Here is a 26,971-nt window from a genome sequence, read left to right on the forward strand (position 1 = left end):
GTCAGCGGCGTGGCGGCGTAGTGGCAGGATCTTCGTTGAGCGCGTATGCGATGGCTTCGTCGAGGGTGTACGCCATGCCGCTGTGCACGGCGGCGTCGAACCCGGTGTCGCCGAGGGTGTAGCGGACGCTTGTCTCGCACTGCAGGTGCGGAGCGCCGAAGTACTTGGAACCGAACAGGGGAAAGCCGACCGACGGCCAGATCTCCGCGGCGGCGCCGAGCAGGACACCGGCTCGGTACGACGTTCCCTGTGCGGCGGCGGTCCACGCCAGCACTTCGATGGCGACGGCGATTCCCAGCAGGTCGTTGAAGGATCGCTTGATGCGCAAGCAATCGCGCCCAAAGGAGGTCGCCTGGTCATACTCGCCGCGGCTCAGCGCGGCCACGGCTTGTGTGTAGATCGCGTAGGCGTAGGCCCACTGTTCGCCGTGTTCCCTCCCGATCGCACAGGCTTCCTGGCAGATCGCGTCGGCCAGATCGAAGTCTCCGCGGAAGACCATGGTGATCGCCAGTTCGACCCACGCCATCATCACGTTGCTGTTCATCTCGCCGAGATGCAGATACTGCGTCTGGGCTTCCTCGAAAAGTTCCTGTGCGGTGTGCAGGTCGTCGCCGACGAGCGCGTTGCAGCCCAGCCGATGGGTGGCGTAAGCCAGTGCGACCTCGTCACCCGCCTCCAGGGCGTAGGCCCGGCACTCCTTCAACATCGTGACCGCCGACGTCCCGTCACCCTGCACCGTCGACACGTATCCGTTGACCCACAACGCCTTGGCGCGTTCCTGGCTCGGCCGTGTGTCCGTGCTCAATGCCCGATCCAGCCAATACCTTCCCTCACCAAGCACCCCACACCCGGCCCAGTAGAACCACAACGTTGCCGCCAGGCGCAGACCGACCCGTGTCTCACCCGGGCAACTCAGGCAGAATTCCAACGCGGCACGAAGATTCGCGTGCTCGAATCGGGTCCGCTCGAAGATATCCGGCTGGCCAGGACCGAACCACTCCCGCTCGTTGCGCTCAGCCAAACTCAAGTAGTAGTCCCGATGCCTGCGGCACAACTCCGCCCTGTGCCCGATGGACGACAGGTAATCGAGGCCGTAGTGCCGGACGGTGTCCAACATCCGGAACCGAGCCCTTGCGCCATGCCACTCCCGGACCAGCACCGACTTGTCCACCAACTCGCCAACCAGATCCATCACGCGGTCCGGCTCGATGCCATCCCCCGCGCACACCGCTTCCGCGGCCTCGAGATCAAACCCTCCGGCGAACACCGACACCCGCGCCCACAAAACCTGCTCATCCGGACTGCATAACGCATAACTCCAGTCAATCGCGGCGCGCAACGTCTGATGACGGGGTAGTTCCGAACGGCTGCCCCCTACCAGAAGCTGGAAACGATCATCCAGCCGCCGCAGAAGCTCTTCCGGCGTCGACAAGTGCAACCGCGCCGCCGCCATCTCAATGGCCAACGGAAGCCCATCCAGCCGATGGCAGATCAGCGCGGCCATTGCCCGGCTGTCAGCATCGACGCGCAACTGCGGCGCCGCGGCTCTTGCCCGCTCCACGAACAGACTCACCGCGTCGTTACACGCCAGAGCATCGCCAAGCGGCCCATTGTGCAAAGCCGGCAACGGCAACGGCGCCACCGGGAAAATATGCTCGCCCTGGATACGCAACGCATGGCGACTGGTCGCCAGCACGATCAACCCAGGGACCGCGGCCAGCAACTTCGCCACCAACTCGGCACACTCGTCCAGCACGTGCTCGCAACTGTCCAACACCAGCAACAACTGCTTGTCCAAGAGATTGTCCACCAGGACGGACAGTGGGGAGCGAGCGGAATGATCGCGGACCCTCAACGCGTCGGCCACGGTCAGTGCCAGCAACGCCGAATCCTGCAACGCCGCCAACTCCACGAACCACACACCATCCACAAACCCCCGCCGCACCTGCTCGGCCACCCGCATGGCCAACCTCGTCTTACCCACACCACCAACACCGGTCAACGTCACCAACCGCGCATCGGACATCATCAGATTCGTGGCCGCGGCGATCTCCGATCGACGCCCGACAAAGCTGCTCGTCTCTGGTCGCAGATTGCTCTTCTGCGTCCGTGCCACCGTTGCCTCCCGTTACCACCCATGGCGAAAGTAAGTAGGCGTCACGCATGCTCCTCATTGTGTGCATCGCCTGGTGTCCGGTGAACGTGGAGCCGCGACGCGTTCGCGCCAGCGGCGATTACACGCCAAGGGGTGCGCCTACGGCTACTGATCTTCCGGTGGTTGCGGGTGTGTGGCGATCCATGCGGCGAGTTGTGTGCGTGTGGTGAGGCCGAGTTTGGTCAGGATGTGTTCGACGTGGCCTTCGGCGGTGCGTTGGGCGATCACCAGCCGGGCGGCGATGTCCTTGTTGGACAGTCCTTGCGCGACGAGGTCGGCGACTTGTTGTTCCCTGGGGGTCAGCGGTGTTCTCGTGGCGTCCGCCGGGGTGGCGGGCGGGGGTTGCTCGCCGAGGGCGTAGCCGATGGCCTGATCCATGTCGAGTTTCGTGCCACGATCGAAGGCGGCCTGGAACGCGCGGTCGCCGAGGGCACGGCGGGCCTGTTGTTCGCACGCCTCGTGCGTGGCGAGGTAGTGCCGGGAGCCCAATACGGGCGCGCCGCCGACCAGGGGCCAGATCTGGTGGACCGCGCCGAACAGCACCACGGCCCGATCGCACTCGGCGGCTCCCACCGCGACCCAGGCCAGCAATTCGATGAGCATCGCTGTGCCGTAGGTGTCGTTCACCGTTCGCATCCCCTGCAGAGCCTCCCTGCCGTGCATGCTGGCCTGTGCCACTCCGCCCGTTACCCATTCGGCGAGAGACAGGGCGTAGAGCACGTTGGCCCGCCCCCATTGCTCGCCGTATCTCTCGCAGAGCGCGCGGGCGTGCTGGCCCAGCGTGACGGCGCGCGCGAGGTCCCCCTGGAAAACAGCCACCACGACAAGGATTCCGTAGGCTGTGACTACAGTACTGCTCAGTTCGCCGAGGGCCTCGAAGCGCGCAAGAGCGTCCTCCAACAGGGCCTGCGCGTGCGGTAGGTCGCCGCTGAACCAGGCGATGCTTCCCTGGATACAGATGGCGTACGCCAGTGTGGTTGGCTCGCTCCGCGACTGGGCCCAGTTCCAGCACTCTTGCGCCATGGCCGTGGCGGCGGGCAGGTCTCCTTGCAGGACGGCGAGATGGGCGTTGGTCCACAGCGCGGTAGCCCGTGTCCTGCTGGGCTCGGTGTCCAGGATCAGTGCCCGGTCAAGCCACTGGCGCCCTTCGGCGAGGAAGCCGCAGCTGCGCCAGTAGAAGTGCAGTGCCCCGGCCAGGCGTAACCCGGCCTGGGATTCGCCAGGTGTGCTCAGACAGAACTCCAAGGCTGCCCGCAGGTTGGCGTGCTCACGGCGGGTACGGGCGAACACCTCCGGCTGGGCAGGGCCGAACCATTCGGCCTTGCCGCGTTCGGCCAGATCCAGGTAGTAGTCCCGGTGTCGCTGACGCAGCACCAGCTGTTCCCCAGTCGCGCGCAGTGCGTCGAGTCCGTAGTGGCGGATGGTGTTCAGCAGCCGGTACCGCGCCTCGGCGGAATGATCCTGGTCGTGCCTGGCCAGGATCGACTTGTCCACCAGCCCGGCCATCAGCTCGAACACCTGGTCGCGGTCGATGCCGTCGTCGGCACAGACCGCTTCCAAGGCGTCAAGGTCGAACCCGTCGGCGAACACCGACGCCCGAGCCCACAGCGTCTGCTCCAGCGGCGAGCACAGCTCGTAGCTCCAGTCCACCACCGCCCGCAGCGTCTGATGACGGGGCAACACCGCATGGCTCTCTTCGTGCAGCAGACGGAACCGGTCGTCCAGCCGGTGCAGGATCTGCTCTGGCGAGATCGTGCGCAGCCGCGCCGCGGCCAGCTCGATCGCCAGCGGCAGCCCGTCCAGCCGACGGCAGATCCGGGCAATCGTCGGGTAATTGTTCGCGGTGACCTTGAAGCTGGGCCGCACGAGAGCCGCTCGCTCCGCGAACAGCCGGATCGCCTCGTTGCCGACTTGCTTGCCCTGCGGCGTCCGGTCCAGGTCCGGCAGCGGCAGCGGCGGTATCGCGTGAATATGTTCGCCGGGTGTGGACAGCGCGTGTCGGCTGGTGGCCAGGATCCGCAGTCCCGGCGCGGCAGGGAGCAGTTGGGCCGCCAGCCCCGCGCACCGGTCGACCAGGTGCTCGCAGTTGTCCAGTACCAACAACAGTTGCTTGTCCCGCAGATAACCCACCAGAACTTCCAGCGGCGACCGCGCGGACCGATCACGAATCCCCACAGCGTCCGCGACCGTCCGTTCCAGTAGCGTCCGGTCCTGCAACGCGGCCAGTTCGACCAGCCACACCCCGTCGGCGAACGCCCGGCGCAACCTGGCCGCCACCCGCAACCCCAGCCGGGTTTTACCAACGCCCCCCACGCCGGTCAACGTCACCACGCGCGAGGAGGACAACGCCTGCCTGACGTCGGCGATTTCACGTCGACGCCCGACGAAACTGGTCTGTTCCTTGGGCAGGTGCCCACTCTTGCTCCGCTCGGCGGCCGGCATACCGTCCTCACACCGGAACTTCGACGTCGATGGCACGCCATCCGAGATCATCCACGGTAACGTCGGCGGGCTCAGCGAGCGCGGTGCGCGATGGCAGCTGGTAGCCAGTGGCGAGACTCCGCCAACGACGGCTACCGCCTCGTCCGGCGTTACTCGGACCATCGTCGATGCCGAGCCGCCTTCCCCAACCTGGGTGGGTAGTGGTGTCGGATCGGCGTGTTAGGTTGGCGCCACGGGTGGCCGGACTTCCTCGTGTGCAACGAGGTCCGTGTGCCGGGAGGCTGATCGGTGATGGCCCCGCTCGGATTGTTACCCGCTGAGTCGACGAGTTTTGTCGGGCGGCGTGAAGAACTCGCGCAGGCGCGCGATTTGCTGACGGCTGGCCGGTTGTTGACGTTGATCGGACCTGGTGGTGTGGGCAAGACCCGGCTGGCGTTGCGGGCTGCCCGGACGGTGATGCGGGCGTTTTCCGATGGGGCGCACGTGGTGCAGTTGGAGGAGTTGCGGGATCCCGGTCTGCTGCCGCAGACGGTAGCCGCGGAGTTGGGGCTGCGTGATGTGGGGCCTGAGCCCATGGCCAGGGTGGTGGAGTTTCTTCGCGACAGGTCGTTGCTGCTGGTGATGGACAACTGTGAGCATCTCGTTCGGCCTTGTGGGCAGCTGGTCAGCAGGGTGCTGACGGCTGCTGCCGGGGTGCGGGTGCTGGCCACCAGCCGTGATGTGCTGCGGGTGTACGGGGAGCATTTGCTTGCGGTCCGGCCGTTGCCGGTGCCGGAACCGTCGGCGACGCGGGTGGCGGATGCTGATGACGCGGTCACGTTGCTGGCGCATCGGGCGGCGGCGGTCGATCCGGGGTTCGAGGTGGGGCCAGCCAACCTGGCGGTCGTGACGGCGATCTGTCAGCTGCTTGAGGGGATACCGCTGGCGATTGAACTGGTCGCGGCACGCGTGCGGACCTTGTCGGTGGAACACATCCTGCGGCGCCTCGATGACAGGTTCGAGTTGCTGCGCAATGGGCATTCCGGGCGGCCGTCGCGGCAGCGGACGCTGCTGGCGGCGGTGGAGTGGAGTCACGAGCTGTGTTCGCCCGCGGAGCAGGCGATGTGGGCGCGGTTGTCGGTGTTCAGGGGTGGGTTCACGCTCGACGCGGCCGAAGCGGTGGCCGGGGAGGTGTCGCTGGCGGACGAGCCGTTGGACGTGGTCCACAGCCTGATGGACAAGTCCATTCTGATTTGCGAGGACAACGGGTCGTTGGTGCGGTACCGGATGTTGGAGACGCTCCGCGAGTTCGGGATGGCCAAGCTGGTCGAGGCGGGCGAGAAGCCGGTGTTCCGGCGCAGGCACCAGCACTATTTCCTCGGGGTGGCTGAGCGATTCGCCGAGGACTGGACGGGGCACGGACCAACCGCGGGTGTTCGCAACGACCCGACTCGAGCACGCGAATTTGCGTTCCGCTCTGGAGTTCAGCCTGAGCGACCCCCAGGGCGCGGACATCGCGGCGCGATTTGCCATTGCGCTGCAATACTATTGGCATTTTGGCTTCAACAGTGAAGGGCACCGGTGGCTCCAGCGAGTGCTGGCGATCGGCTCACTCACCGCGGCGGACCGGATCGAGTTGTTGTGGACCGGAACTCTCCTGGCGGTCGTCTGCGCAGACCTGTCCCTCGCTGCCATCCGAAGCCGGAAAGCCATGGCTCTGGCGCGGTATCTGGACGACGACTACCTGCTGGGGACAGCCTTACTGACCAAGGCGACTATCGCGTTCAACAGCAATGACCCGGCCAATGCCGACGTCTACTTCACCAGATGCGTTGAGCTCTTCGAGCGATCCGGGCGGCAGGATACGAAAACGATCATGGCGTACTGCATGCACGCGCAGGCCACGACACTCGCCGGCGATGCGGGACGAGCGGTCGAGTTGGCACAGCAGGCCGTCCAGATCGCGGACACCCAGCGCGAACCGGCCATCCGAGGCTTTGCCTGGTACACGCTGGCCATGGCGGAATGGCTTGCCGGGCATTTGGTGGAGGCCACCGGCCACGCGATGGCGAGCCTCCGCGTCAAACTTGGGCATGACGAAGAGAGCAGCGGACGGGCCTTGCTCGTGGAACTGCTGGCTTGGATCGCCGGTTCACAGCACGCGGACGAGCGCGCTGCCTGGCTGCTCGGGCTCGCCAGCCGGGCGTGGCGGGACGCGGGCGTGAAGGTGCTGTTCGGCTCCGAAAGCTGGCTGCAGCCGCATCAGGCCTGTGTCCGGCAGGCACTGCGGACGCTTGGCGCGCAGGCATTTCAGGTCGCCTTCGAGTCGGGGGCAGCCCGTAACGTCGATCTCGACCAGACACTGACGGACCTGGTGAACGAGCAGGCACCCGCCACCGCCCCAGCCGGGGTGGCAGCCGATACCCGCGCCGGTCAGCAGGCGTTGACACCCGGGAGCTCCAGGTCGCCGAGTTGATCGCGCAAGGCCTGACGAACAAGGAGATCGCCGCCAGACTGCTCATCGCCCAACGCACGGCCGAAGGCCACGTCGAACGCATCCTGGCCAAACTAGGCCTCACCACTCGAACCCACATCGCGGTGTGGATCACCCAGCAACGCGGACAAGACCAAGACTGAACCGGTCTCTTGCGCTTCCGGACCGGCCAGTCGCGGCCTGGCGCGTCAGGTGTGGACGCGTCAATTACGTGACCGAGTTGATCCAGTCGATGACGGCGGCGTGCACCAGCGCGGTGTCCGGGTTGAGATTGATCGAGTGTCCAGCGGTCGGCAGTACGTAGGTGTGCAGCGACGGTGCCGACGGGTAATACGCTTTCTCTCGTACTGCCAGCGCCACTTGCGAGCAGACGGGAAGCAAGAGTCCGCAGAAGTAAGGATCGCGCTCACCGATGGCGATGAGCACGGGCACACGGATCAGCGCTGAATATGGTGTGACGACTCCGAGCGCGACGAAGTCTGGTACTTCGGAGTACGACGCGGTGTCCCGCAGTGCCTCGTCAGTCGCTGCCACCCGCGGGTCCACTGTGTCCGGTGAATGGAAGGCCTTGGTGCGCATTCCGGGCACTGTCGTGAAGTAGCCGGGGTCATGGTCCGGGAACCTGGAATCCAGCGCCACCGAATGTGTGTACACCGAGAACAGCAGGAACGTGTTGACGATGTTGACCATGTGCGACAGGCCGGTGACGAGCAGTGCGTCGACGTCGTGGTAGGTCGCCGCTTCGATGATCGCGATGCCGGAGCCGAGCGAGTGTCCGCCGATGACGACCTCGTCGAAGGAAGTATCAGCGACATCTCCCGCCCGCAGTGCCTTGATCACGCCGTGCACGGCTTGGGCTTCGATCAGCGCGGTCACTTGGACGCTGAGCGGCCGGGTGCTTCTGCCGGTGCCAAGGCGGTCGAGGGAGAACGTCGCATAGCCGGCGTTGGTCATCGCCTTGGCGAAGGAATAGATCTCCGGTGCGGTGGGAAAGTCCCAATAGGACGAGTTGTAGGTGGCGCCCGGCACCAGCACCAGCACTGTGTTGGGAGCAGGTCCCGCAGGCAGGCACAGCCTGCCGTGAATGGCGCCGGTGACGGTCGACGTGGTCACCGGGACGTCAGCCTCGTGACACGTCTGCCCCATTCCAGCGACCGCGGTGCTGCTGGGTTGCAGGAATGCCGCTACGGCAACCAACACTGTGATGCGTGTGGACATGGCTCTCGAGGTTTTGCTCACGAGCCTCCGCTTCCTTCCTTGCTTGGTTGAACAGTCGCACGGCACCACGACGATGGCGGTGACGTTTCAGGCAGTGGGGAGTGTCCGTTCGACGGCCCACACGGCGATCTGGGTGCGTGAGGACAGACCGAGTTTGGTGAGAATGCGTGGGACACAGGCCGAAGCTCCAGTCGATGGTCGCCCGCAGGGTGCGGTGGCGCGGTGGGGCGGATCCGCTGCTGTTGGCGAGTACCAGAATCCAGTCGTCCAGCCGTTCCAGAAGGCACTCGGCGGACAGCGTCCGCATTCGTGCGGCGGCCAGTTCGATGGCGAGCGGGAGCCCGTCGAGCCGTCGGCAGATGTCGACAACCGTGACGAGGCTGCCGGGGTCGGCGGTGAAGGTCGGGCAGGCCGTCGCCGCGCGCTCGGTGAACAGCGTGATGGCGTCGTAGTCGGAGACCTTCGAGAGTTGTGGTGTGTGGCCGGGCGCGGGCAGTGACAGCGAGGGCACCCGCAGGATGTGTTCACCCGGAATGCCCAGCGATTGTCTGCTGGTCACCAGGATTCGCAGCCCTGCGGCCGTGGGCAGCAGCTGACCGATCAAGGCGGTGCACGCGTCCATGAGATGTTCGCAGTTGTCCAGTACCAACAGCATCTGCTTGTCCGCAAGGTAACGGACCAGCACGTCGAGCGGCGGACGGCGCGTGCGATCGCGGATTCCCAGCGTGGCAGCCGTGACCTGGGTAAGCAGTTCAGGTTGTGCCAGTGCTGCCAGCTCTACCAGCCACACACCGTCCTCGTACGCCCGGCGCACCTGCTGGGCGATGCGTAGCGCCAGCCGGGTTTTCCCGACCCCGCCCGCACCGGTCAAGGTCAGCAGCCGCGTCTCCGACAGCATCCTTCTCGCCGCGTCGATCTGGCTTCGGCGACCCATGAAGCTCGAGACGTCGGCTGGCAAGTTGCCCTGTTCTCGTCCTGGAACCATGTTCGCTTCCTCGGTCCGCCGCTGGGGAGGACCATCGTCGTTCCCAGCCACCGCATCGCGGCCTACTGCCTGGCGAAGGCGAGATGTGTCGTCCTCGGGCCGGTGGCAACCGCGCTGTTTTGGCTTAGTGCGATGGGACGATCACCCCGCATGCCACCCGGCCACCGGAGTCTCCGGTTGCCAAGGTCTCGGCGTCTGGGCCGGTAGCTGAGTAGCGAGTGGGGATTCTGGCGAAGTTGTCCGGCAGTGCGTGAATGATGATCGCGCTGCCGTCGGCGTCGAAGAGCGCTGCCGCGGTGAGTCTGTCGTTCTCGGTGGCGGTTGTGGCCGTGCCGTTGGCGGAAACGTAGAGCGATGGCAAATCGCCAGTGTGCCGGGGGTGGCCAACGTGTTCGACGTCGAGGTGCCTGCCGGCCGACAGATATGGCACGACGACGCCGCTGGGATCGGTGGCGTTCGGGTCGCAGATACCCACGGCGTGCACATGGAACCCGTGGAATCCATGGGAAAGCCCGGTCAGCTTGCCGCCGACGAAGGTCTTGCTGTGGAACAGGTGAAACCTGACGGTGCCAAGCACTTCGCCAGTGACATCGTGGACGATGGCCTCGGCGTCGGTACTGCCCGAGCGCTCGGGGGTACTCGCTGAGGCGGCCGCTCCAGCGGCGATGGTGGCGAAAATGGCAAGCACGGCGATGATTCGTGAAGATGGCGGTTGGCGCATGCTGTCTCCTGAAGGAGTAGACGAGTGATCGTCGCGGACATGTGGCGCCGTCCGTGTCGGGCCTATCGACTGGGCCCTGAGGCGGGCGGGATGTTCTGGTTGATGTGGAACACGTTGTCCGGGTCGTAGCGGTCCTTGATCTGGGCGAGCCGGTCGTAGTTGCCGCCGTATGACGCTGTGACGCGGTCTTGTCCCTCGTTCATCAGGAAATTGACATACGCGCCACCGGCCGAGGTCGGGTGCAGCTCCTGCCAGTAGTCCCGGGCCCACTGCGAGATGACGCCGGCATTGGCCGGGTCCGGATCGACACCCACGATGACCCCGGCCCAGCCGCCGTCCCGGTAGGCGAACGCGGTCGCGTCGCCAGGCACACGGCTGGCGGCACCGTCGATGGGATAGAGGTGCATGGTGGAGTGGCCGGTCGGCAGTCGCTCGCCGTACTTGAGGTGCACGTCGATCGCGGCGTCGGAGATCTCGTTGAAGAAGTCCGCCCGCCAGTACCATTGCAGCCCGGCAGGGTAGAGGCCGTCGAACGCGCTCTGCAGCACGGTGAACGGCATGTCGTGCAGGCCGACCAGCAGCGGTGAGCCGTACGTCCTGATCGGCTCGAGCACTTCGCTGGCGTGAACGTGTGATCCGGTGTAGCACCAGACGACGGCACAGGACTTGCGGCCCCAGAGCTCCTCGGGGAACGGTTCAACGGGCGGGATGGTCAGCAGCGCGAGCCAGCCGCTGAGCTCCTCCGGCAGCGATGGCAGTAGCTCTCGGTACCAGCGCATCACCTCGGCCGCGTCGGCGAAGTCGTAAAGCACGGGACCACCGATGATCGTGCCGTGTTCACCGATGTCGTGGCAGCGGAAGGTGAACGACGTGACGACGCCGAAATTCCCGCCGCCGCCGCGCAAGGCCCAGAACAGGTCGCTGTGCGAGCTGTCGCTGGCCGTCACGAAAGTGCCGTCGGCGAGCACCACGTCCGCGGCGAGAAGATTGTCGACGGTCAGCCCGAAGCGCCGGGAGAGATAGCCGACGCCGCCTCCCAGCGTCAGCCCGGCCACACCGGTGGACGAGAGGAAACCGGAGGGAGTCGCTATGCCGAACCCGACGGTCGCGTGGTCTACATCGCCCCAAGTACATCCCGCGTCGGCGCGGACGGTGTGCTTCTCGGGGTCGACCGTGGTGCTGCGAAGCATCGAAAGGTCGATGACCAGGGCATCGTCCGCGACGCCGAGGCCCGCGGCGTTGTGACCGCCGCCCCGTACCGCGATCTCGAGGTCGTGTTCACGGCCGAAACGTATACAGGCGATGACATCGACAGCGTCTCGGCAGCGGGCGACGACGGCGGGGCGCTTGTCGATCATGCCGTTGTAGACGGCCCGCGCCTCGTCGTACCCGAGGTCGCCCGGCGTGATGAGATCGCCACGCAGAGCGGCCGCCAGGCCTTCGTACGGCGTGTTGACGACGCCGGCTGGTGTGGTGCTCATCTGATCCGCCTTCCCATACGGCGCTCGACCGGGATGGCATTACCGTCAAACGCGCGCACCACCGAAGGTAAGCACTATCCGCGATCTCCGGAGAACGTTCACTAAACGCTCTAACAAATAACTCGGGTCGTCATGATTCGACCCCATTCGTCTATTCTTCACACCACTACCACTACTGAAGAAGTGGCGATCATACCGTCAGGACTAGTGCACAGGAAGCGATTGGCTGGCGAGTCCGCGTCAATGACAGAAATGGGCCACTACACGTGGGTCATTGGTCAGGTGAGAATGTGCGCTCGGTGGCGCGACCGGGTACCCCGATCTGCGACGATTCTTGCTCACTAGTGTCGGGTGATGGGAACTAATGGCGGTATGCCAACGGATTCGGCGAACTACTTTCGTGGGGATGAGGCAGACTGCGCGAGTTGGTGAACTGTCCCGACGTACGCGGTGGTGTGTTCCTCGCACCAAGATCGCGGTACCGCGGGTGCCCGCCAGTTTCATCCGGCGAGAGCCGTTGCGGCACTTGCTTGACCAGGCGGGCGCAGTGCCCGTCACTGTCGTGTGCGCGCCGGCCGGCTATGGAAAGACGCTTGCGCTCGCGGACTGGGTCGCGGATACCACTGCGGCCTGGGTATCCCTCGACCGCTACGACAACGACGCTGGCCGGTTCTGGTCGGCTGTGCTCAGCGCCATGGCCGAATGCGTGCCCGACGACAGCCCGCTGCGGGACCTTGGCCGACCGGCGGTGGCCGACGAGCCGGGATTTCTCGCCGAGATCGTCGACGCCCTCGACGCGCTGGACGGTCCGCGACTGCTGGTGCTGGATGACGTGCACGAGATCGTGGAACCGCGGACACTGCGTGGCGTCGAGGCGCTCATCCGATATGCGCCCAAGGGACTGCGGCTGGTGCTGTCCACTCGGCTCGACCCGCCGCTCCCGTTGGCTCGGTTGCGCGCGCAGGGCAACCTGGTCGAGATCCGGGCGAACCGGTTGCGGTTCGGTCTCGACGACGCCGCCGCGATGCTTCGCGCGGTGGGGATCGAACTCGAGGACGAACAGTTGCGGCTGCTCGTCGGCCAGACCGAGGGGTGGGCGGCCGGGCTGCGGCTTGCCGCCCTTTCGCTGCGAGACGCGGCCGACTGCGACGAGTTCCTCGCGGACTTCGCCGCCGATGACCGATCGGTGGCCGACTACCTCGTCGGCGAGGTGTTGACGCGTCTGCCCGGACGGACCGGGGAGTTCCTGCGGGTGATCAGCATCTGCGACGAAGTGTCGCCATCACTGGCGGCGACGCTGTCCGGGCTGGATGACGCAGGCGTGCTCCTCGATGTGCTGGAGCGGGAGAGTTCGCTGGTGACGAGCGTCGACGTACGCGGGCAACGGTACCGGATCCACGCCTTGCTGCGTTCTTATCTGAGAGCTGACCTCAACCGGCACCAGCCGGAGCGGACTGTCGAACTGCACGGTATCGCCGCGAAATGGTTCGCTGCCGAACAGCGCGTGCCGGAAGCGCTCGATCACGCTGGGCAGGCAAGGGACCTGGCCATGGTCGCGGTCCTCCTGCGCCGGTATGCCGTCACGTTGCTGCTCATGGGCGAGCACCACGCGGTCACCAGGGCACTGGCGCTGGTCGGCCACGATACGGTGACTGAGGATCCCTCGCTTGCCCTGATATCCGCGTTCACGCACCTCGCAGGCGGTGACCTGGCCGCGGCGGAGACGGATTTCGCTGGCAGTCAGGCCATCTGGCCTGCCACGTGCAGCACCGATATGGCGTTGCTCCGCTGGCTCGTGGGAGCACATCTCGCGCTCATCCGGGGCAAACCCTCGGCCGCGCTGTTGATGGGGGAGTATCCGGACGGGTTGCGGTCGATGGGCGCTGCGCTCGAGGCGTGGACGCGTATGGCTGTCGGCTGGACTTCGCTGTATGTCGCGGATCTGGCCACCGCCAGGCGAGAACTGCGGGAAGCTCTCCGGCTCGCCCGCGGCAAGGGCTTCGATCACCTTGTCATGCAATGCCATACGGTCCTCGGCGCGGCCTGTGCTCTTGGTGGCGACTATCCCGCGATGGCGGAGGCGTCGGCGGCGGCCATCGACCTGGCCAGTGAGCGAGGCTGGTGCCGGGCGCCCTGGCTGGTGACCGACTACCTGGTGCTCGCCTTCGCGCGCCTGCTGAACCTCGATCCGGCTGGTGCGATGCGATATGCGACGCAGGCCGAACGGGCGAACCACCTGGCGCCCGACCCGAGGCTGCGATTCCTGATCAGTTTCGTCGAGGGGGCCGCCCGTTTCGACGCTGGTGACCGCTCGACCGGGTCGCACCGGATGAGGCAGGCACGCCAGCAGCTCGGTGACGTGGTCCTGTTGCCTGAACTGGTCGCCACCGTCGCGCTCCTTGAGCACCCTTGTGCACTCGCGCTCGGGCACTATGCCCACGCACGGGAGATCTTTGACTGGACGCGGGCCCGGATCGGCGACACGGCCGAGGTATCCCTGCTGCGGGCGTGGTCGCTGGCCGAGACCGGGCGTGCGGGTGCGTCCCGGGTGCTGACCGGTGCTTTGGACAGTGCCCGGGCCGGACTGTCTCCGATTACTCGCGTCGCGGCCCTGCTGCTGGAGACGGCGATCGAGCTTCGCGCGGGGCGGCGGACCAAGGCGCGATGTGCGCTCCAGAGCGCACTGGCGCTTGCCGAGCCGGTGCGGTTGATCCGGCCGTTCGGCGAAGCCGGGCCGGTGGTGCGGCGGCTGCTGGCTGATCAACAGGGTGGCTTCGGGCCGCTGGACGACTTCGCCAGCCGGGTCTGCGAAGCGGTCACCGGTTTGCACGGCGTATGCGGACGCGGCGTTCTGACCCGGCGTGAGCGGGCGGTACTGACCAGACTTCCGTCACTGTGGTCGCTCGACGAGATCGCGTCGGACCTCGCCTTGTCCGTGAACACAGTGAAGACGCATGTGCGCTCGGTCTACGCGAAACTCGGCGTGCGCAGCCGGCGCGCGGCGGTGGTCGCGGCTCGCGAGCTCGGCTTGATCTGATCGATCGGCATCGCGGATCTTCGGTGCGTCAAACCGGACTGCTCCGGTCGCGTGTCGTGGTCTTGGGACGCACGAGCCTCACCCGTTGAGGATGAGATCGCCGCAGTGGGGTGGGTGCCGGCCGTCGAACGGCACGTCTCGGGCATGGGAATTCGTCGCTTCGTGCAGCCCGGTGCGCGGGCCATCCCACCTTCATGAGGTGACGTCCGGCCCAGCGAGTCCGCGCACACTCGGGTGCCCCAACGTGTGATGGCAGGAGGAGAAGACAATGGCCACGCTGACCATTTGGCGGTTCGACACTCCCGACGGCGCAAGGCAGGCGGTGCGTACGCTCGAGTCCTTGGCCGCGTCGGGTCTGATCAAGCTGCACGACGCGGCGATCGTGTCGTGGGCGGAAGGTGCGAAGAAGCCGGCGACAAAGCAGTTGCACAACCTCGCGGGCCGGGGTGCGCTCGGCGGAATGTTCTGGGGCATGCTGTTCGGGCTGATTTTCTTCGTGCCTCTGCTCGGAGCGGCGATCGGGGCGGCGACCGGCGCGCTGGTGGGAGTGTTCTCCGATGTCGGCATCGACGACAGGCTGATCGCCCGGGTTCGTGAGCAAGTCACCCCGGGCACGTCGGCGTTGTTCCTGTACAGCTCGGATGCCGTGCTGGACAAGATAAAGGAGGCGATGGCCGGTCACGACCAGCCCGAATTGCTGTTCACCAACCTGTCCAACGAACAGGAAGAAGCCTTGCGAGCGGCATTCGCCGAGGAACCCGACCCGCCGGTGAAGTGAGAATCCGGTGAACCGCTACCCGCCGATCGCCGACCACGGCATGGTCGGTGATCTTCAGACTGCCGCACTGGTGTCCGCACAGGGAACGGTCGACTGGTGGTGCACGCCGCGCTTCGATTCCCCCAGTGTCTTCGCCTCGCTGCTCGACAGCGATCGCGGGGGCTACTGCCGCCTGGCCGCGGATTTGACGGGGGACGACAATGCGACTGTCCGCCAGCTCTATCTCTCGGACACAGCCGTCCTCGTCACACGGTTCATGGCCCCGGGCGGGGTCGGCGAGGTCGCGGACTTCATGGAGCCGATCCCCACCGCCACGCCGACCGATCGGCATCGCCTGGTGCGGGCCGTCCGGGTGGTCCGGGGCAGCCTGCCTTTCACGCTCACCTGCCGCCCACGGTTCGACTACGGGCGTGCTCCGCACACCCTCGTCTTGAGCGATGACCGCTCGGCGGTCTTCCGGGGCCCCGGAACGGATCTGCATCTCCAGGCCACCGAACCCGTCACACTGCGAGCCGACGACGGCGACATCGTGGCGCGCTTCACCCTCGCGGCCGGACAAACAGCGGCGGTCGTCTTGACCAGCGTCGCGGGCGACGGCCCCGCCTCACCCGCGCCGTCACTGAACGGCATCGTCGACGAACTGGAGGCGTGCCGCGCCTTCTGGCTCTCGTGGCTGCGGTCATCCACTTACCGCGGACGCTGGCAGGACATGGTCCACCGCTCGGCGATCACGCTCAAGCTGCTCACCTACGCTCCGACTGGGGCGCCGATCGCCGCGGCCACCATGGGACTGCCTGAACAGTTCGGTGGCGAGCGCAACTGGGACTACCGGTACACGTGGATCCGCGACGCTTCCCTGTCGGTCCGTGCCTTGATCGACCTCGGCTTCGCCGAGGAGGCCCACGCCTTCCGTCGATGGCTACGCGACCGCCTCGACGCGGGCGGCACCGCCTCGGGCGAGCCGTTGCAGATCATGTATCGGATAGACGGCGACCCCAACCTGACAGAGGAGATCCTCACGCACCTGGAGGGTTACCGGGGATCAGCGCCGGTACGGGTGGGCAACGCGGCCGCGGACCAGATCCAGCTCGACATCTACGGTGAGGCCGCCGAAGCTTTGACCCAGGCAGGCGACATGGGTGCCATCCGGGGCTGGCAGGCCTTCACGAACGTGCTGGACTGGCTCGCCGAGAACTGGGACCGGCCCGACGAGGGCATCTGGGAAACGCGCGGTGGCCGCAAGGACTTCACCTACAGCCGCCTGATGACCTGGGTCGCCTTCGACAGAGGCATCCGCGCGGCAACGAACTACTCCCGTCCCGCCGACGTCGCCCGCTGGGCCCAGGTCCGCGACGTCGTCTTCAAACAGATCGTCGAGCGTGGCTGGAGTCCGAATCGGCGAGCGTTCGTCCAACACTACGACACCGAGGTTCTGGACGCCTCGCTTCTGCTGATGCCCCGGGTGGGCTTCATCTCTCCGCACGACCCGGCGTGGTTGAGCACTCTCGACGCCATGGACCAGGAACTGGTGAGTGACAGCCTCGTCTACCGGTACGACCCCGAGGCATCCCCGGACGGCTTGCGCGGCAGCGAGGGAACCTTCAACCTGTGCAGCTTTCTCTATGTCGAGGCACTCGCCCGCGCCGGCCGGCTCCAGCAGGCCCGGTACGCCTTCGACAAGATGCTCACCTACGCCAACCACGTCGGCCTGTTCGCCGAGGAGATCGGCCCCTCCGGCGAGCAGCTCGGCAACTTCCCCCAGGCGTTCACGCACCTGGCCCTGGTCGCCGCCGCCATGGCACTCGATGACGAGCTCGCCCTGGCCGAATCCCGGCCATTCCTGAATCCCACCGCGAGGCCTCGTGGTGAAAGTGGCGCCGATGGCTGAAGCACGTACCTACACCGCACCGCGAGGGGTACTCGTCCCGCTCGCCCTCGCACAGTTCATCTGCAGCTTCGCCGGCTCGAACATGAATGTCATGCTCAAGGACATCAGCAGGGACCTGAATACGACCGTGCAGGGCGTGCAGGTCACGATCACGATCTTTCTGCTGGTCATGGCCGCACTGATGATTCCCGGCGGCAAGGTGACCGACCGATACGGCCGCAAGCGGTGCTTCATGGCAGGTCTCGCCCTGTACGGCGTCGGCGCGGTGCTGAGTGCGGCCTCGCCGGGGCTGGGCGTGCTCATTCTCGGCAACTCGATCCTCGAAGGCGTCGGTACGGCGATGCTCATCCCGCCGGTCTACATCCTCACGACGCTCCTGTTCACGGACGTGCCTTCCCGCGCCCGCGCGTTCGGGGCCATCATGGCGGCGGGTGGCGTCGGTGCCGCGGCAGGACCGCTGATCGGCGGGCTCATCACCTCGGCGATCAGCTGGCGCGCGGCCTTCGTGTTCCAGGCTCTGGTGATAGTGCTGATCATTCTGCTCGGCCGCCGGATCAAAGACCCACTGCCGCCGGACCCGGCGCGCTCCTTCGACATCCGCGGAGCGGTCCTGTCCGCGGTCGGCATGGTCCTTTTCGTCATGGGAATCCTGGCGGCCGACGACAACGTCGCGCTGATGCTCATCCTGCTCGTCCTCGGCGCACTCGTGCTGGAGTGGTCTTTCCGGTCGATGCGCGCCAAAGAGCGGGCCGGCGGCGAGCCACTGGTGTCGACGAGCGTGTTCCGCAATCACATTTCCAATCTCGGTCTTGTCACGCAGCTGACGCAGTGGCTGTTGCTCATGGGCACGTCGTTCGTGGTGGCGGCGTACCTCCAGGTCGTGCGCGGGTACGACGCGGTCGAGACCGGTGTGATATTCACGGCGGCCACGCTGGGGCTGCTCGTGTCGTCACTGCTGGCCGAGCGCCTGGCGAAGCGGCGCGCCCAACGAACCCTCATCATCGCCGGCTTCGTCGCGACGATCGCCGGCATAGGCGTCCTGCTCGCCATCGCGAGCGTCCACCCGAGTTTTTGGGCCTCCCTTCCCGGACTCCTGCTGATCGGACTGGGAGTGGGTGTGATGCTGACCCCGTCGGTCAACGTCGTGCAGTCGAGCTTCGGCGAGGACCAGCAGGGCGAGATCTCTGGCCTTTCGCGCTGTGTGTCGAACCTCGGCTCCTCGCTCGGTACGGCCATCGCGGGCACGATCCTCGTCGCCAGCTTCACGTCCCATGCGTACGCCGCCGCGATGATCACGCTGGCGGCCATCGGGCTCGTCGGACTCGCCGCCGCGATGTTCCTCCCCAGGGGCCTGGCGGCCGCGGGCATCCCGCCTACGGCGCCGCGTGAGTCCGGCTGAATCGGGATTGCTCTCCTTTTCTTTGCCGCCCTGTGTTGTTTGCCGAGCCCCGCCGCGGAAAAGCCTCGGAGTGTGCTGGCCTCTTGTGGAAACCGAAAGCAGCGGCAAAACTGTGGTTGTCCACTCGTTCCTGACGAGCCGCGCGATGCCGTTGCCGCAGTCGAGGCCGCAGTCGAGGGGTGGGTGGGAATCGCTCTAGGAATGGCCGCACACCTCGATACCCGGAGCTGTGATGACACGCGCCGGTTCGCGTGACGTGATGATGGGCAATCTTCCCGCCGAGGTCACTAGTTTTGTCGGTCGTCGACGAGAAGTGGCTGCGGCGAAGCGGCTGTTGCGTCGGCATCGGCTGGTTACGTTGACCGGTGGTGCGGGGGTGGGCAAGACCCGGCTTGCCTTGCGGACAGCCGGGCAGTTGATGGACGTGTTCCCTGGTGGGGTGTGGTTGGTTGAGGTGGCCGCACTGGAGGATGACAAGTTCCTGGTCCAGACGGTCGCTGACGTGCTTGGCGTCCGTGATCACTCCGGTCGGCCGCCGATGGTCGTGCTGACGGAGTTTCTTGAGGACAAGGAATTGTTGTTGGTGCTGGACAATTGCGAGCATTTGGTGGATGCGTGCGCGATGTTGGTGAGCGATATGTTGCGGGCGGCGCCGGGGTTGCGGGTGTTGGCGACGAGTCGGCAGGTGTTGCGGTCTGGCGGCGAGGCTTTGTTGGAGGTACCGCCGTTGCCGGTGCCTCAGGCTGAGCGGCCGGTAACGGCTCAGCTGGTGGCGCGGAATGCGGCGGTGCGGTTGTTCGCTGAGCGGGCTGCGGTCGCCCGGCCGGGTTTCAGGGTTGATGCGGGTAATCGTGCCGCGGTTGTTCGGGTGTGCCGCCGGTTGGAGGGGATACCGCTGGCGATCGAGTTGACCGCGGTCCGGGTGCGGGCGTTGTCTCTTGATCAGATTTTGGAGCGGTTGGAGAGTTGTTACTTCGAGTTGTTGGCGGAGGGCAGCCGGGCAGCGGTGCCGAGGGTGCGGACGTTGCGGGCGGCGATCGCGTCGAGTTTCGAGCTCTGTTCGGAGCAGGAGCGCACAGTGTGGTTGCGGGCGTCGGTGTTCACTGGTGCGTTCGACCTGGGGGCCGCGGAGGAAGTCTGTGCTGACACCGGTATCGCGGGCGAGGACGTGCTCGAGCTGGTGGCTGGGTTGGTGGACAAGTCCGTTCTGGTTCGGACTGACGGCTCTGTGGCGCGGTTTCGGATGTTGGAGGCTATTCGTCAGTTTGGTGAGCAGGGTCTTGCGTCATCTGGTCGTCAGAGTGTTGTGCGGTTGCGGCATCGGGATTATTACGCTCGGCTTGCCGAGGTGGCGGAGCGGGAATGGGTGGGGCCGAACGAGTTGGTGTGGTTCGCGTGGTTCCGGCGTGAGCGCGCCAACTTGCGGACCGCGTTGGAGTTCTGTCTGACCGAGCTCGGCCAGGCGCGTGCCGGGTTGGCGATCGCAGCCTCGCTGTGGAGTTACTGGTGCATCTCGGGTTGGTTCAGCGAGGCTCGCCACTGGCTCGAAAGCGCGCTGAACCTGGAAAGGGAGTCGAGCCCGGCGCGGGCCAAGGCCCTGTGGGTCAACGGGTTGTTTGCCTTCATGCAGGGCGACTCGGCCGCGGGGTGGTCGATGGAGCGGGAGTGTCAGGCCCTGGCAAGGCGTCTGGGCGACGAGCACTCCTTCGCGTACGCCAAGCGGCTTTCCGGGACCGCCGCGTTCGTCCGTCTTGACTTCCCGCGCTCGTTGGCGCTGTTCGAGGACGCGCTGACTGGTCTGGCGGACCGCGCCGCGATCTGGATCATCCTGCTGCAGATGTCAGCCACCCCGTCCATTGCCGGCGAAGATCGTGCTGCGGCCTTCGGTGAACAGTGCCTGAATCTGGTGAACAACCGCGGCGGACCGATGTCCAAGTCGTGGGCGCTGTGGGTGCATGGTCTCGGGCGGTGGACCGCGGGCCATCGGCAGCTGGCCGATCGGCTGATTCGGGAAGCGCTGCGCACCGGACGCCCCTTGGATGATCAGTGGGGTACCGCTCACTGCCTGGAAATACTGGCGTGGAACGCGGCAGCGGAACGAAACGCCGAGCGCGCCGCACGGTTGCTCGGGGCCGCCAGCAGGCTCTGGCAGGCGACCGGGACATCACCGGCCGAACTGCCGCACATCGCCCCGGACCACGCACTCTACGGACGGCGAATCCAACAGGCGCTGGGAAATGAGGCCCGCACCACCCACTTCAGCGAAGGCGCCAAACTCACCAGCGAGCAGGCCATCGCCTACGCCCTGAGCCACGAGGCGTGAACGCCGGCGGTCTCTGGCGCCACCGCCGAAACGCCCGAAGACAACCAGTATTCGCGGTGCCCCGGCGGCGCCGCCGACAATGCCACTGACTTGAGCATTCTAGCTGGTCGCAAGTGGCGCAGGGTCGACTGCCGGTGACGCTTAATGTCCACAATGGACGATTGATCGTCACATCAATCCCGCTTGCGCCACGCGTCACTCCTGTTACCGGGGTTGGTGCCGTGAAGGTCACCTTCACGGCATCCAATCCAACGCACCAAAAGCCAACGCACCAAAAGTTCCCCTCACGAACCGTCGCGGGCCTGAATGAAGGCCACTGTGGACAGTCCGCCGTGTGTCAGTGGCGCGGGCACGCCTTGCTTGCGGGCCGGGCCACTCGCGTTGCGCACCTCTGGAGATCAACCTCGCGCCGCACGCCTGCAGGCCACCTCTGAAGTGCGAGAACTCTCCTAAGTCAGTGGCATTGGCGACGCCGAGTCCCGGCTCCGGCCACAGGCAGTCTCTCATCGAACGGGGACGACTAGCGGATCGTGGCTCCGTAGAACTGCAAGGAACCCATCGGGCTACCACCCACCGGCCGCAGCAAGGGAGCCCACCACACGATCCGTGAGCTGTGCTCTTTCGGCGCGTGCGGGCTGCAGTCCGCCGTGTCGAGCACGCCGGCGCTGATCGTGCCGCGCCCGGTCACACCCGCACCGGAGTAGTGGTACACCGGACCGCCGCTGTCCCCCCGGGCCGCCGCGCAGCCGGCGACGAGCTCGCCCCGGGTCAGCGGGAACGAGCCGATGGCGACCTGATTGACGTGTGTCACGGCAATATTGCAGTGCTCGCCGGTCCGGGCGCCGCCGGTGCAGACAAGGTTGCCAACGAAGTCGGCGGTCGCGCCGATCACGTTCACCGAGGAGCCACTGCGGGGACCGCGAGTGAAGATGGCACCCCCCGAGCGCGTGTTGATCATCAGATTGTCGCGGGCGTTGTTGTCGTTGATGATGACGCCCATCGTGTCGACCGCGGGGTTGCCGCCGCCGTCAATCGCGGTCTGGCCATTGTTTCCGCAATGGCCGGCGCTGAGCATGCGGCTCGACCCACCCCAGAGGATCGCGAAGCCGGTGCTGCAACCACCCACTGGGGTGGTGTAACGGGCACCGCCAAAGTACGGGGCGATGTCGTTCTGGCGATTGAACAGCGGCTCCGGCGCGGATTCGCGCTGCACGCGCAGTGGCACCTTCGCGGTGCCTACCGTCCCGGCGCCGGACCGGATGGCCGCAAGGCCGGCGCCGGTGACAGTGATGGTCAGGCCGCTGCCGTCGACCTCGGGTCCCACCGACCGGACTTCGGGGTCGGTGGCGAGACGGCTGGTCTCCGCGAGCAGCTCACGTTCGGTGAACGTCGCGGGCCGGAACCTGACCGGTACCCCCAGCCCACCGGCGAACTCGCGCAGTGTCTGCGACACCTCGCCCTTCCAGTACACGATCAGCTCGCGGTTCGTCGGCGCGGCGATGATGCCGGCGTACCCGTCGCCCCTCGTCGCGACGATCTTTTCGGCGGCGGCGTTCAACCTGTCCTGCATCGCGAACGTCTCGGCCCACGTTTCGAACCCGGCAGGGACCGGGGCGGCGGGCTGTACCGAAGCGGGCGCCAGCGACCGCTTGCCAGCGTCGTCGGCTGGTGTGGCGCCGGCCGGTGCGATGCTGGTTCCGATGGCGAGCAGGACGGCGGACACCACGACCGCGCGGCGCGCCGGACAGTTGATGAGGATCTTCCTCATGTGGGAACCTCCAGGTCTCCCAGTCGGATGGGGCACGGACACGGGGACGGGCTGCCACCACCGCCCGTGATTCCGTGACCGGTGATGGCACGCCATTCGGTGAGACCTGAAACCATCCTTGAATTGATCTCTCCCGGTCGGCGTCCATTTATCGGGCATGGTTCATGGACAAGACAAAAGCTCACGATTACCAAGGAGTGGACTCTGAATCGCCGTGACGATCGACTTTTCCCAATTCGCGCAGCCGCTATCCACTATGGATACTCGAACTACGTGGTTCTTGCGCCGTCCACGGCAATTTCACGATCATGGTCAGATTTTCGGTGTGAACTTGAGTTTCCGCTGACACCTCCGACGAACGCAAGGGGCCATTGCCCGGCCCGCAATTGATCCAAATTGATGCCTGACTCGGCCCTCATGAACAGTCGCGGGCGTGACCAGTGCCGGACGACGCAGGCGGCTACTTCGCTCGGTGGGCGGTCTGGGGGATGGTGAGCGGGCGTTCGTCGGCAGCGTCGAGCGCGGCCAGTGTGCGCAGGTAGCGGGGGACTTCGCAGGTGGGGACGGGACTGTTGATCGCGGTACGCGACGTCCTTGCCTCGCTCAACAGGTGGGCCGCGTCGTCCCAGCGGCGCTCGTTGCAGGCGATCGCGGCCAACGCCTCGAGCACGCTGGCCATCCGCCACTGGTCCCCGAGCTTGCGGTGCAGGGTAAGACTCTGTTCGAGCAGCGTGCGGGCTTCGTCCGAGCCGGTTTCGTTGTGTACCAGGCCGAGCAGGTTGAGCGTCCAGGCGATTCCTTCAAGGCATCCGGTGTGCCCGGAAATCGCGTTGGCCTTGGTGAGCAGCTGGAGTGCCTGCGTGTTGTCGCCTCGGTAATGCGCCACCGCGCCGAGGTGCATGAGGGCGCTGGCGATGGATTCGGCGTCGCCGAGGTTCTCGAAGCGACGCAGGCTCATCCGCGCCCACGTGGCGGCCGAGTCGAAGTCGCCACGCAGCCACGCGGTGAAAGCGCACAACTGCAGGGCTCGCGCGATGCCCGGAGCGTCGTCCATGGCTTGGAAGGCCTCAAGAGCGGACCGGTGGTAGTCCATGGCCTGCTGATAGCTGGCGTGCTCCCGGCAGATCGAGCCGAGCAGCAGGCGGGTGCTGGCGACTCCGTGCATGTCTCCCAGCGACTGGTACAGGTCCAGATTCTGCTCGGCCAACTGTACGGCCTTCTCGTACTCGCATTGCAGGAACGTGAGGGTGACAGCACCGGAAAACGCCTTGGCCCGCAGGTCGTCGGGGGCTCGCGCGCCGTGATCCAGCGCGTCCGCCAGCCATTTCCGGCCATCGCCGTAGTGTCCGCGCAGCCTGCAGTACCGGAAGAGTGAGCCGGCCAGTCGCAGGGCGAGCGTGGCGTCGGGAGCGGTGATCGCCCAAGCGACGGCGGCCCGGAAGTTCTCGTGCTCGCCTGCCAGCCGGTCAAGCCATTCCACCGCGTCCGCCCCGTCGAGGCGTTCTTCTGCCTGCTCGGCCAGCGCTAAGTGGAATTCGGCATGTCGTCGCCGCGCGTCGGCCAGTTCGTCTCCCACGAGCTGAGCGGCGGCGAACTTGTGGATCGTGTCGAGCAAACGGTAATGCGGGGCAGTGGTTTCCTTGATCACCAATGACTTCTCGACCAGCCGGCCCAAGAGATCGGCCGCGTGGTCGTCGTGCGGCCACAGTGCCGTGACGGCGGGTAGCCCGAAATCCCCCGCGAACACGGCGAGCCGCCGGAACAGTGCGCGTTCGTCGGGATTGAGCAGGTCGTAGCTCCACTTGATGGTCGTGTGCAGTGCTCGATGCTGGGGACGTGCGACGTGGCTGCCCGAGAACAGCGTGTGTAGACGATCGTGCAGGTGTGCGGCGATCTGGCGGACGGGAAGCGCTGCCGTGCGGGCCGCCGCCAGTTCGAGAGCGAGCGGCAGTCCGTCCAGGCGCGCGCAGATCAAGGCCAACTCGTGCGCGGTGCCCTCGTCCGTGCCGATCTGGGCGCCGGAATCCTGCGCCCGGTCGAGGAAGAGTTGGATCGCGTCGTAGCGGAGAAGGCTCTGGTAGGAATGCGCGGTGTCAGGGTCCGGGGTGGCCAAGGGCCGCAGAGCGTGCACGGTTTCACCCGGCACATGCAGTGGCTCTCGGCTCGTGGCCAGGATCTGTAGCTCAGGGCAATTGGGGAGCAGCGCACAGGCTAGCTGTGCGCAGGTGCCGACGAGGTGTTCGCCGTTGTCGAGGACCAGAAGCAGCGCTTGATCCGCAAGATGGTCGGCCAGGCTGTCGATGACACCGCGGCCGCGCTGCTCGCTCAGGCAGAGAGCGTCGGCGACCGCCTGCGGTACGAGGTGGGATTCGGTCAGCGGGGCCAGATCCACGAAACAGACGGGTTTGTCGTACTGCGCAGCTATGGCAATGGCCAGCCGCGTCTTGCCACAGCCTCCGGGGCCGGTGAGCGTCACCAGACGTCGCTGAGCCAGCGTCTGCCGCATCGTTGCGATGTCCGTGTCCCGGCCGACAAGGCGAGTGAGCGGCACCGGCAGGCGGCCTCTGAGACGGTGACCGGTCACGGTCGGTCCCGGTATGACCGACTGATCGAGCGAGGGATCGGCGGTGAGTATGGCTGTTTCGAGCCGGCGTAACTTGGGGCCGGGTTCGATTCCCAGCTCCTCGATCAAAGTGGCGCGGGCGCGTTGGAAGGCGGCCAACGCGTCGGCTTGTCTGCCCGACCGGTACAGCGCAAGGATCAGCAGTTCCCACAGCTGTTCCCGGAATGGGTGCTGGATGACGAGGAACTCCAGTTCGCCGATGGCGGTGACGTGTTCGCCAAGGGCGAGGCGGGCGCTGATCAAATCCTCGGTGGTGGCGACTCTGGCCTCGTTGAGCCGGATTGTCTCGGCCTGCCGCCATTCGCTTGACCGGCAGCCGGTCAATGCCTCGCCACGCCATATCGTCAACGCGCTCCGCAGCCACTCCGTTGCCGCCTTGGGGTCACCGGCAGCCAATGCGTTCCGCCCCCGCACGGAGAAGGTCTCGAAGCGGGTGACGTCGACCGCGTCCTCGGGGACGCGCAGCAGATAGCCGGAATCCCGGGTGGCGATCAGATCCGTGAGACCGGCCTCGCGAAGCCGGCGGCGCAGGTGAGCCAGGTGACTGTGCAGGGTCTTCGGGGCAGCTGGTGGACCCGCGTCATCCCACAACGCGTTGATCAGCGCCGGACGAGTCACCGCCCGGTCCGGCGGTAATGCCATGCGGGCGATCAGAGTGCGCTGGCCGCTCCCGTGCAACTCAACCATTCCGTCGGGCCCCGTTATCTCTGTCGGTCCCAACAGACAGATCTTGACGCTGTTCGGCATCCCCACCCCACCCCACCTGCGTCCCCATACCGCAGGTCCGACATGAATTTGAGAATCACCGATGTTATCCGCTCGCCCGAGTGAGAAAAGGGCTGAGCATGGCCAAGTAGCGCCATTGTCGCACATCCGGCAAAGCTGGTGATCGCAACCACTCGTGGCTTGTCTCGTAAGGGTTGCCAGGTTTATTCGGCGGATCTGGATTCCGCTTGCCAAGATCGATCTGAGCTGGGGCCAGGTGGCCAGCGATGCCACTGACTTAAGAGAGTTCTCGCATTTCAGACGTGGCCTGCGGGTGTGTGGCGCGAGGTTGATCTTGAGAGGTGTGGAACGCGAGTGGCCTCGGCCCGCAAGCACGGCGTACCCGCGCCACAGGTGGACGGGACTGTCCACAGTGGCCTTCATTCAGGCCCGCCACGGTCCGTGAGGGGAACCTTTGGCGCGTTGGACGCCGCGAAGGTGACCTTCACGGCACCAACCCTGGTAACAGGAGTAACGCGCGGGGTACGTGAGATTGACGTGACGATCAATCGTCCATTGTGGACTACCGACGTCAATGTCAGGAGCTCAGGGGTGCACGCATGTGCCACAAGGGCCTGTGAGACACCCGGGATTCCACTGTGGACACAAGGATGCTCCGTCAGTCACACCTGCCCATGCACCACACCTGTAACGGGATCCCATGCCGTCAAGGTCTTCTTACCTTGATGGCGTTGAACGCGCCAAATCTTCCCCTCGCGCCGACCCTGCGACCCGCGCCGAGTTCGACCACGCCCCGCACTACGGACCCGGCAGTCTCCGTGCGGCCAGGCACACCCGCAGGTCCTCGACCCGAACACCGATCCAGCCACGGCCGACCGGCAAACCTGAAAATCCAGGCATTGGCGTCGAATGCCGTGAAGGTAAGGAGACCCTCCCGGCTTCAACCAGGTAACA

Annotated in this window: 16 protein-coding genes; 8 read left to right on the plus strand and 8 right to left on the minus strand. The window is 66.1% G+C overall.

Annotated elements, in window-relative coordinates; translation table 11 throughout:
• Position 1: 1 nt before the first annotated feature.
• Both LWC34_RS05080 and LWC34_RS05085 read right to left on the minus strand, forming a co-directional pair.
• Positions 2–2,116, minus strand: a complete 2,115-nt coding sequence (locus LWC34_RS05080; protein WP_233723233.1) for an ATP-binding protein — start codon at positions 2,114–2,116, stop codon at positions 2–4.
• A gap of 144 nt (positions 2,117–2,260) precedes the next feature.
• Positions 2,261–4,648, minus strand: a complete 2,388-nt coding sequence (locus LWC34_RS05085; RefSeq protein WP_233723234.1) for an ATP-binding protein — start codon at positions 4,646–4,648, stop codon at positions 2,261–2,263.
• 240 nt (positions 4,649–4,888) lie between these two features.
• Between LWC34_RS05085 and LWC34_RS05090 the strand changes: the two genes are divergently transcribed.
• The 3 genes from LWC34_RS05090 to LWC34_RS05100 are packed head-to-tail and all read left to right on the plus strand — an operon-like array spanning position 4,889 to position 7,213.
• The gene (locus LWC34_RS05090; RefSeq protein WP_233723235.1) at positions 4,889–6,148 is read left to right on the plus strand and encodes an ATP-binding protein; all 1,260 of its coding nucleotides are present in this window, start codon (positions 4,889–4,891) and stop codon (positions 6,146–6,148) included.
• Between the two features lie 22 nt (positions 6,149–6,170).
• Complete coding sequence (locus LWC34_RS05095) at positions 6,171–7,052, plus strand: hypothetical protein (RefSeq protein WP_233723236.1); 882 nt, start codon at positions 6,171–6,173, stop codon at positions 7,050–7,052.
• Positions 7,049–7,213 (plus strand): response regulator transcription factor, encoded by a 165-nt coding sequence (locus tag LWC34_RS05100; protein ID WP_233723237.1) that lies wholly within the window; start codon positions 7,049–7,051, stop codon positions 7,211–7,213. The genes LWC34_RS05095 and LWC34_RS05100 overlap by 4 nt, the downstream gene beginning before the upstream one ends.
• A gap of 64 nt (positions 7,214–7,277) precedes the next feature.
• Here the strand turns inward: LWC34_RS05100 and LWC34_RS05105 are convergent, their stop codons facing one another.
• The 4 genes from LWC34_RS05105 to LWC34_RS05120 all read right to left on the minus strand — a co-directional run bounded on the left by LWC34_RS05105 (position 7,278) and on the right by LWC34_RS05120 (position 11,475).
• Positions 7,278–8,288 carry an alpha/beta hydrolase gene (locus LWC34_RS05105; RefSeq protein WP_233723238.1) on the minus strand — a complete coding sequence of 337 codons (1,011 nt, stop codon included), beginning with the start codon at positions 8,286–8,288 and terminating at the stop codon, positions 7,278–7,280.
• A complete protein-coding gene (locus LWC34_RS05110; protein WP_233723239.1) occupies positions 8,191–9,273 on the minus strand; it encodes an ATP-binding protein in 1,083 nt (360 codons plus the stop codon). Before LWC34_RS05110 ends, LWC34_RS05105 begins: the two co-directional genes overlap by 98 nt.
• 124 nt (positions 9,274–9,397) lie before the next feature.
• A complete protein-coding gene (locus LWC34_RS05115) occupies positions 9,398–9,994 on the minus strand; it encodes a superoxide dismutase family protein (protein ID WP_233723240.1) in 597 nt (198 codons plus the stop codon).
• Between the two features lie 62 nt (positions 9,995–10,056).
• Positions 10,057–11,475 carry an FAD-binding oxidoreductase gene (locus tag LWC34_RS05120; protein ID WP_233723241.1) on the minus strand — a complete coding sequence of 473 codons (1,419 nt, stop codon included), beginning with the start codon at positions 11,473–11,475 and terminating at the stop codon, positions 10,057–10,059.
• 487 nt (positions 11,476–11,962) lie between these two features.
• On the opposite strand from LWC34_RS05120, the gene LWC34_RS57930 reads away from it, so the two are divergent.
• The 5 genes from LWC34_RS57930 (at position 11,963) to LWC34_RS05145 (ending at position 20,900) form a co-directional block, all read left to right on the plus strand.
• Positions 11,963–14,512, plus strand: a complete 2,550-nt coding sequence (locus tag LWC34_RS57930; RefSeq protein WP_233723242.1) for a winged helix-turn-helix domain-containing protein — start codon at positions 11,963–11,965, stop codon at positions 14,510–14,512.
• Positions 14,513–14,780: 268 nt separating this feature from the next.
• Positions 14,781–15,290, plus strand: a complete 510-nt coding sequence (locus LWC34_RS05130) for a DUF1269 domain-containing protein (protein WP_233723243.1) — start codon at positions 14,781–14,783, stop codon at positions 15,288–15,290.
• 40 nt (positions 15,291–15,330) lie between these two features.
• Entirely contained in the window at positions 15,331–17,178 is a 1,848-nt protein-coding gene (locus LWC34_RS05135) for a glycoside hydrolase family 15 protein (protein WP_233726365.1), read from the plus strand.
• Positions 17,171–18,577: an MFS transporter gene (locus tag LWC34_RS05140; protein WP_233723244.1), complete on the plus strand. Its 1,407-nt coding sequence runs from the start codon at positions 17,171–17,173 to the stop codon at positions 18,575–18,577. The genes LWC34_RS05135 and LWC34_RS05140 overlap by 8 nt, the downstream gene beginning before the upstream one ends.
• A gap of 232 nt (positions 18,578–18,809) precedes the next feature.
• On the plus strand, positions 18,810–20,900 hold the full coding sequence (locus tag LWC34_RS05145) for an ATP-binding protein (protein ID WP_233723245.1): 2,091 nt from the start codon (positions 18,810–18,812) through the stop codon (positions 20,898–20,900).
• Positions 20,901–21,420: 520 nt separating this feature from the next.
• Here LWC34_RS05145 and LWC34_RS05150 read toward each other — a convergent pair.
• Together LWC34_RS05150 and LWC34_RS05155 are read right to left on the minus strand one after the other, a co-directional pair.
• The gene (locus tag LWC34_RS05150; protein WP_233723246.1) at positions 21,421–22,668 is read right to left on the minus strand and encodes a chymotrypsin family serine protease; all 1,248 of its coding nucleotides are present in this window, start codon (positions 22,666–22,668) and stop codon (positions 21,421–21,423) included.
• A 460-nt stretch (positions 22,669–23,128) separates the two neighbouring features.
• Entirely contained in the window at positions 23,129–26,440 is a 3,312-nt protein-coding gene (locus tag LWC34_RS05155) for an AfsR/SARP family transcriptional regulator (RefSeq protein ID WP_308199969.1), read from the minus strand.
• Positions 26,441–26,971: the final 531 nt, after the last annotated feature.

Source organism: Kibdelosporangium philippinense (assembly GCF_021390435.2).
In the GTDB taxonomy this organism is placed as follows: Bacteria; Actinomycetota; Actinomycetes; order Mycobacteriales; family Pseudonocardiaceae; genus Kibdelosporangium; species Kibdelosporangium philippinense.

What these genes read in the sequence shown, in the direction of transcription:
- LWC34_RS05085 (WP_233723234.1), bottom strand. Translation starts at nt 4,648, where the DNA reads ATGATCTCGGATGGCGTGCCATCGACGTCGAAGTTCCGGTGTGAGGAC.
- LWC34_RS05090 (WP_233723235.1), top strand. Translation starts at nt 4,889, where the DNA reads ATGGCCCCGCTCGGATTGTTACCCGCTGAGTCGACGAGTTTTGTCGGG.
- LWC34_RS05105 (WP_233723238.1), bottom strand. Translation starts at nt 8,288, where the DNA reads ATGTCCACACGCATCACAGTGTTGGTTGCCGTAGCGGCATTCCTGCAA.
- LWC34_RS05110 (WP_233723239.1), bottom strand. Translation starts at nt 9,273, where the DNA reads ATGGTTCCAGGACGAGAACAGGGCAACTTGCCAGCCGACGTCTCGAGC.
- LWC34_RS05115 (WP_233723240.1), bottom strand. Translation starts at nt 9,994, where the DNA reads ATGCGCCAACCGCCATCTTCACGAATCATCGCCGTGCTTGCCATTTTC.
- LWC34_RS05120 (WP_233723241.1), bottom strand. Translation starts at nt 11,475, where the DNA reads ATGAGCACCACACCAGCCGGCGTCGTCAACACGCCGTACGAAGGCCTG.
- LWC34_RS05130 (WP_233723243.1), top strand. Translation starts at nt 14,781, where the DNA reads ATGGCCACGCTGACCATTTGGCGGTTCGACACTCCCGACGGCGCAAGG.
- LWC34_RS05135 (WP_233726365.1), top strand. Translation starts at nt 15,331, where the DNA reads ATGGTCGGTGATCTTCAGACTGCCGCACTGGTGTCCGCACAGGGAACG.
- LWC34_RS05140 (WP_233723244.1), top strand. Translation starts at nt 17,171, where the DNA reads ATGGCTGAAGCACGTACCTACACCGCACCGCGAGGGGTACTCGTCCCG.
- LWC34_RS05145 (WP_233723245.1), top strand. Translation starts at nt 18,810, where the DNA reads ATGACACGCGCCGGTTCGCGTGACGTGATGATGGGCAATCTTCCCGCC.
- LWC34_RS05150 (WP_233723246.1), bottom strand. Translation starts at nt 22,668, where the DNA reads ATGAGGAAGATCCTCATCAACTGTCCGGCGCGCCGCGCGGTCGTGGTG.
- LWC34_RS05155 (WP_308199969.1), bottom strand. Translation starts at nt 26,440, where the DNA reads ATGAAGGCCACTGTGGACAGTCCCGTCCACCTGTGGCGCGGGTACGCC.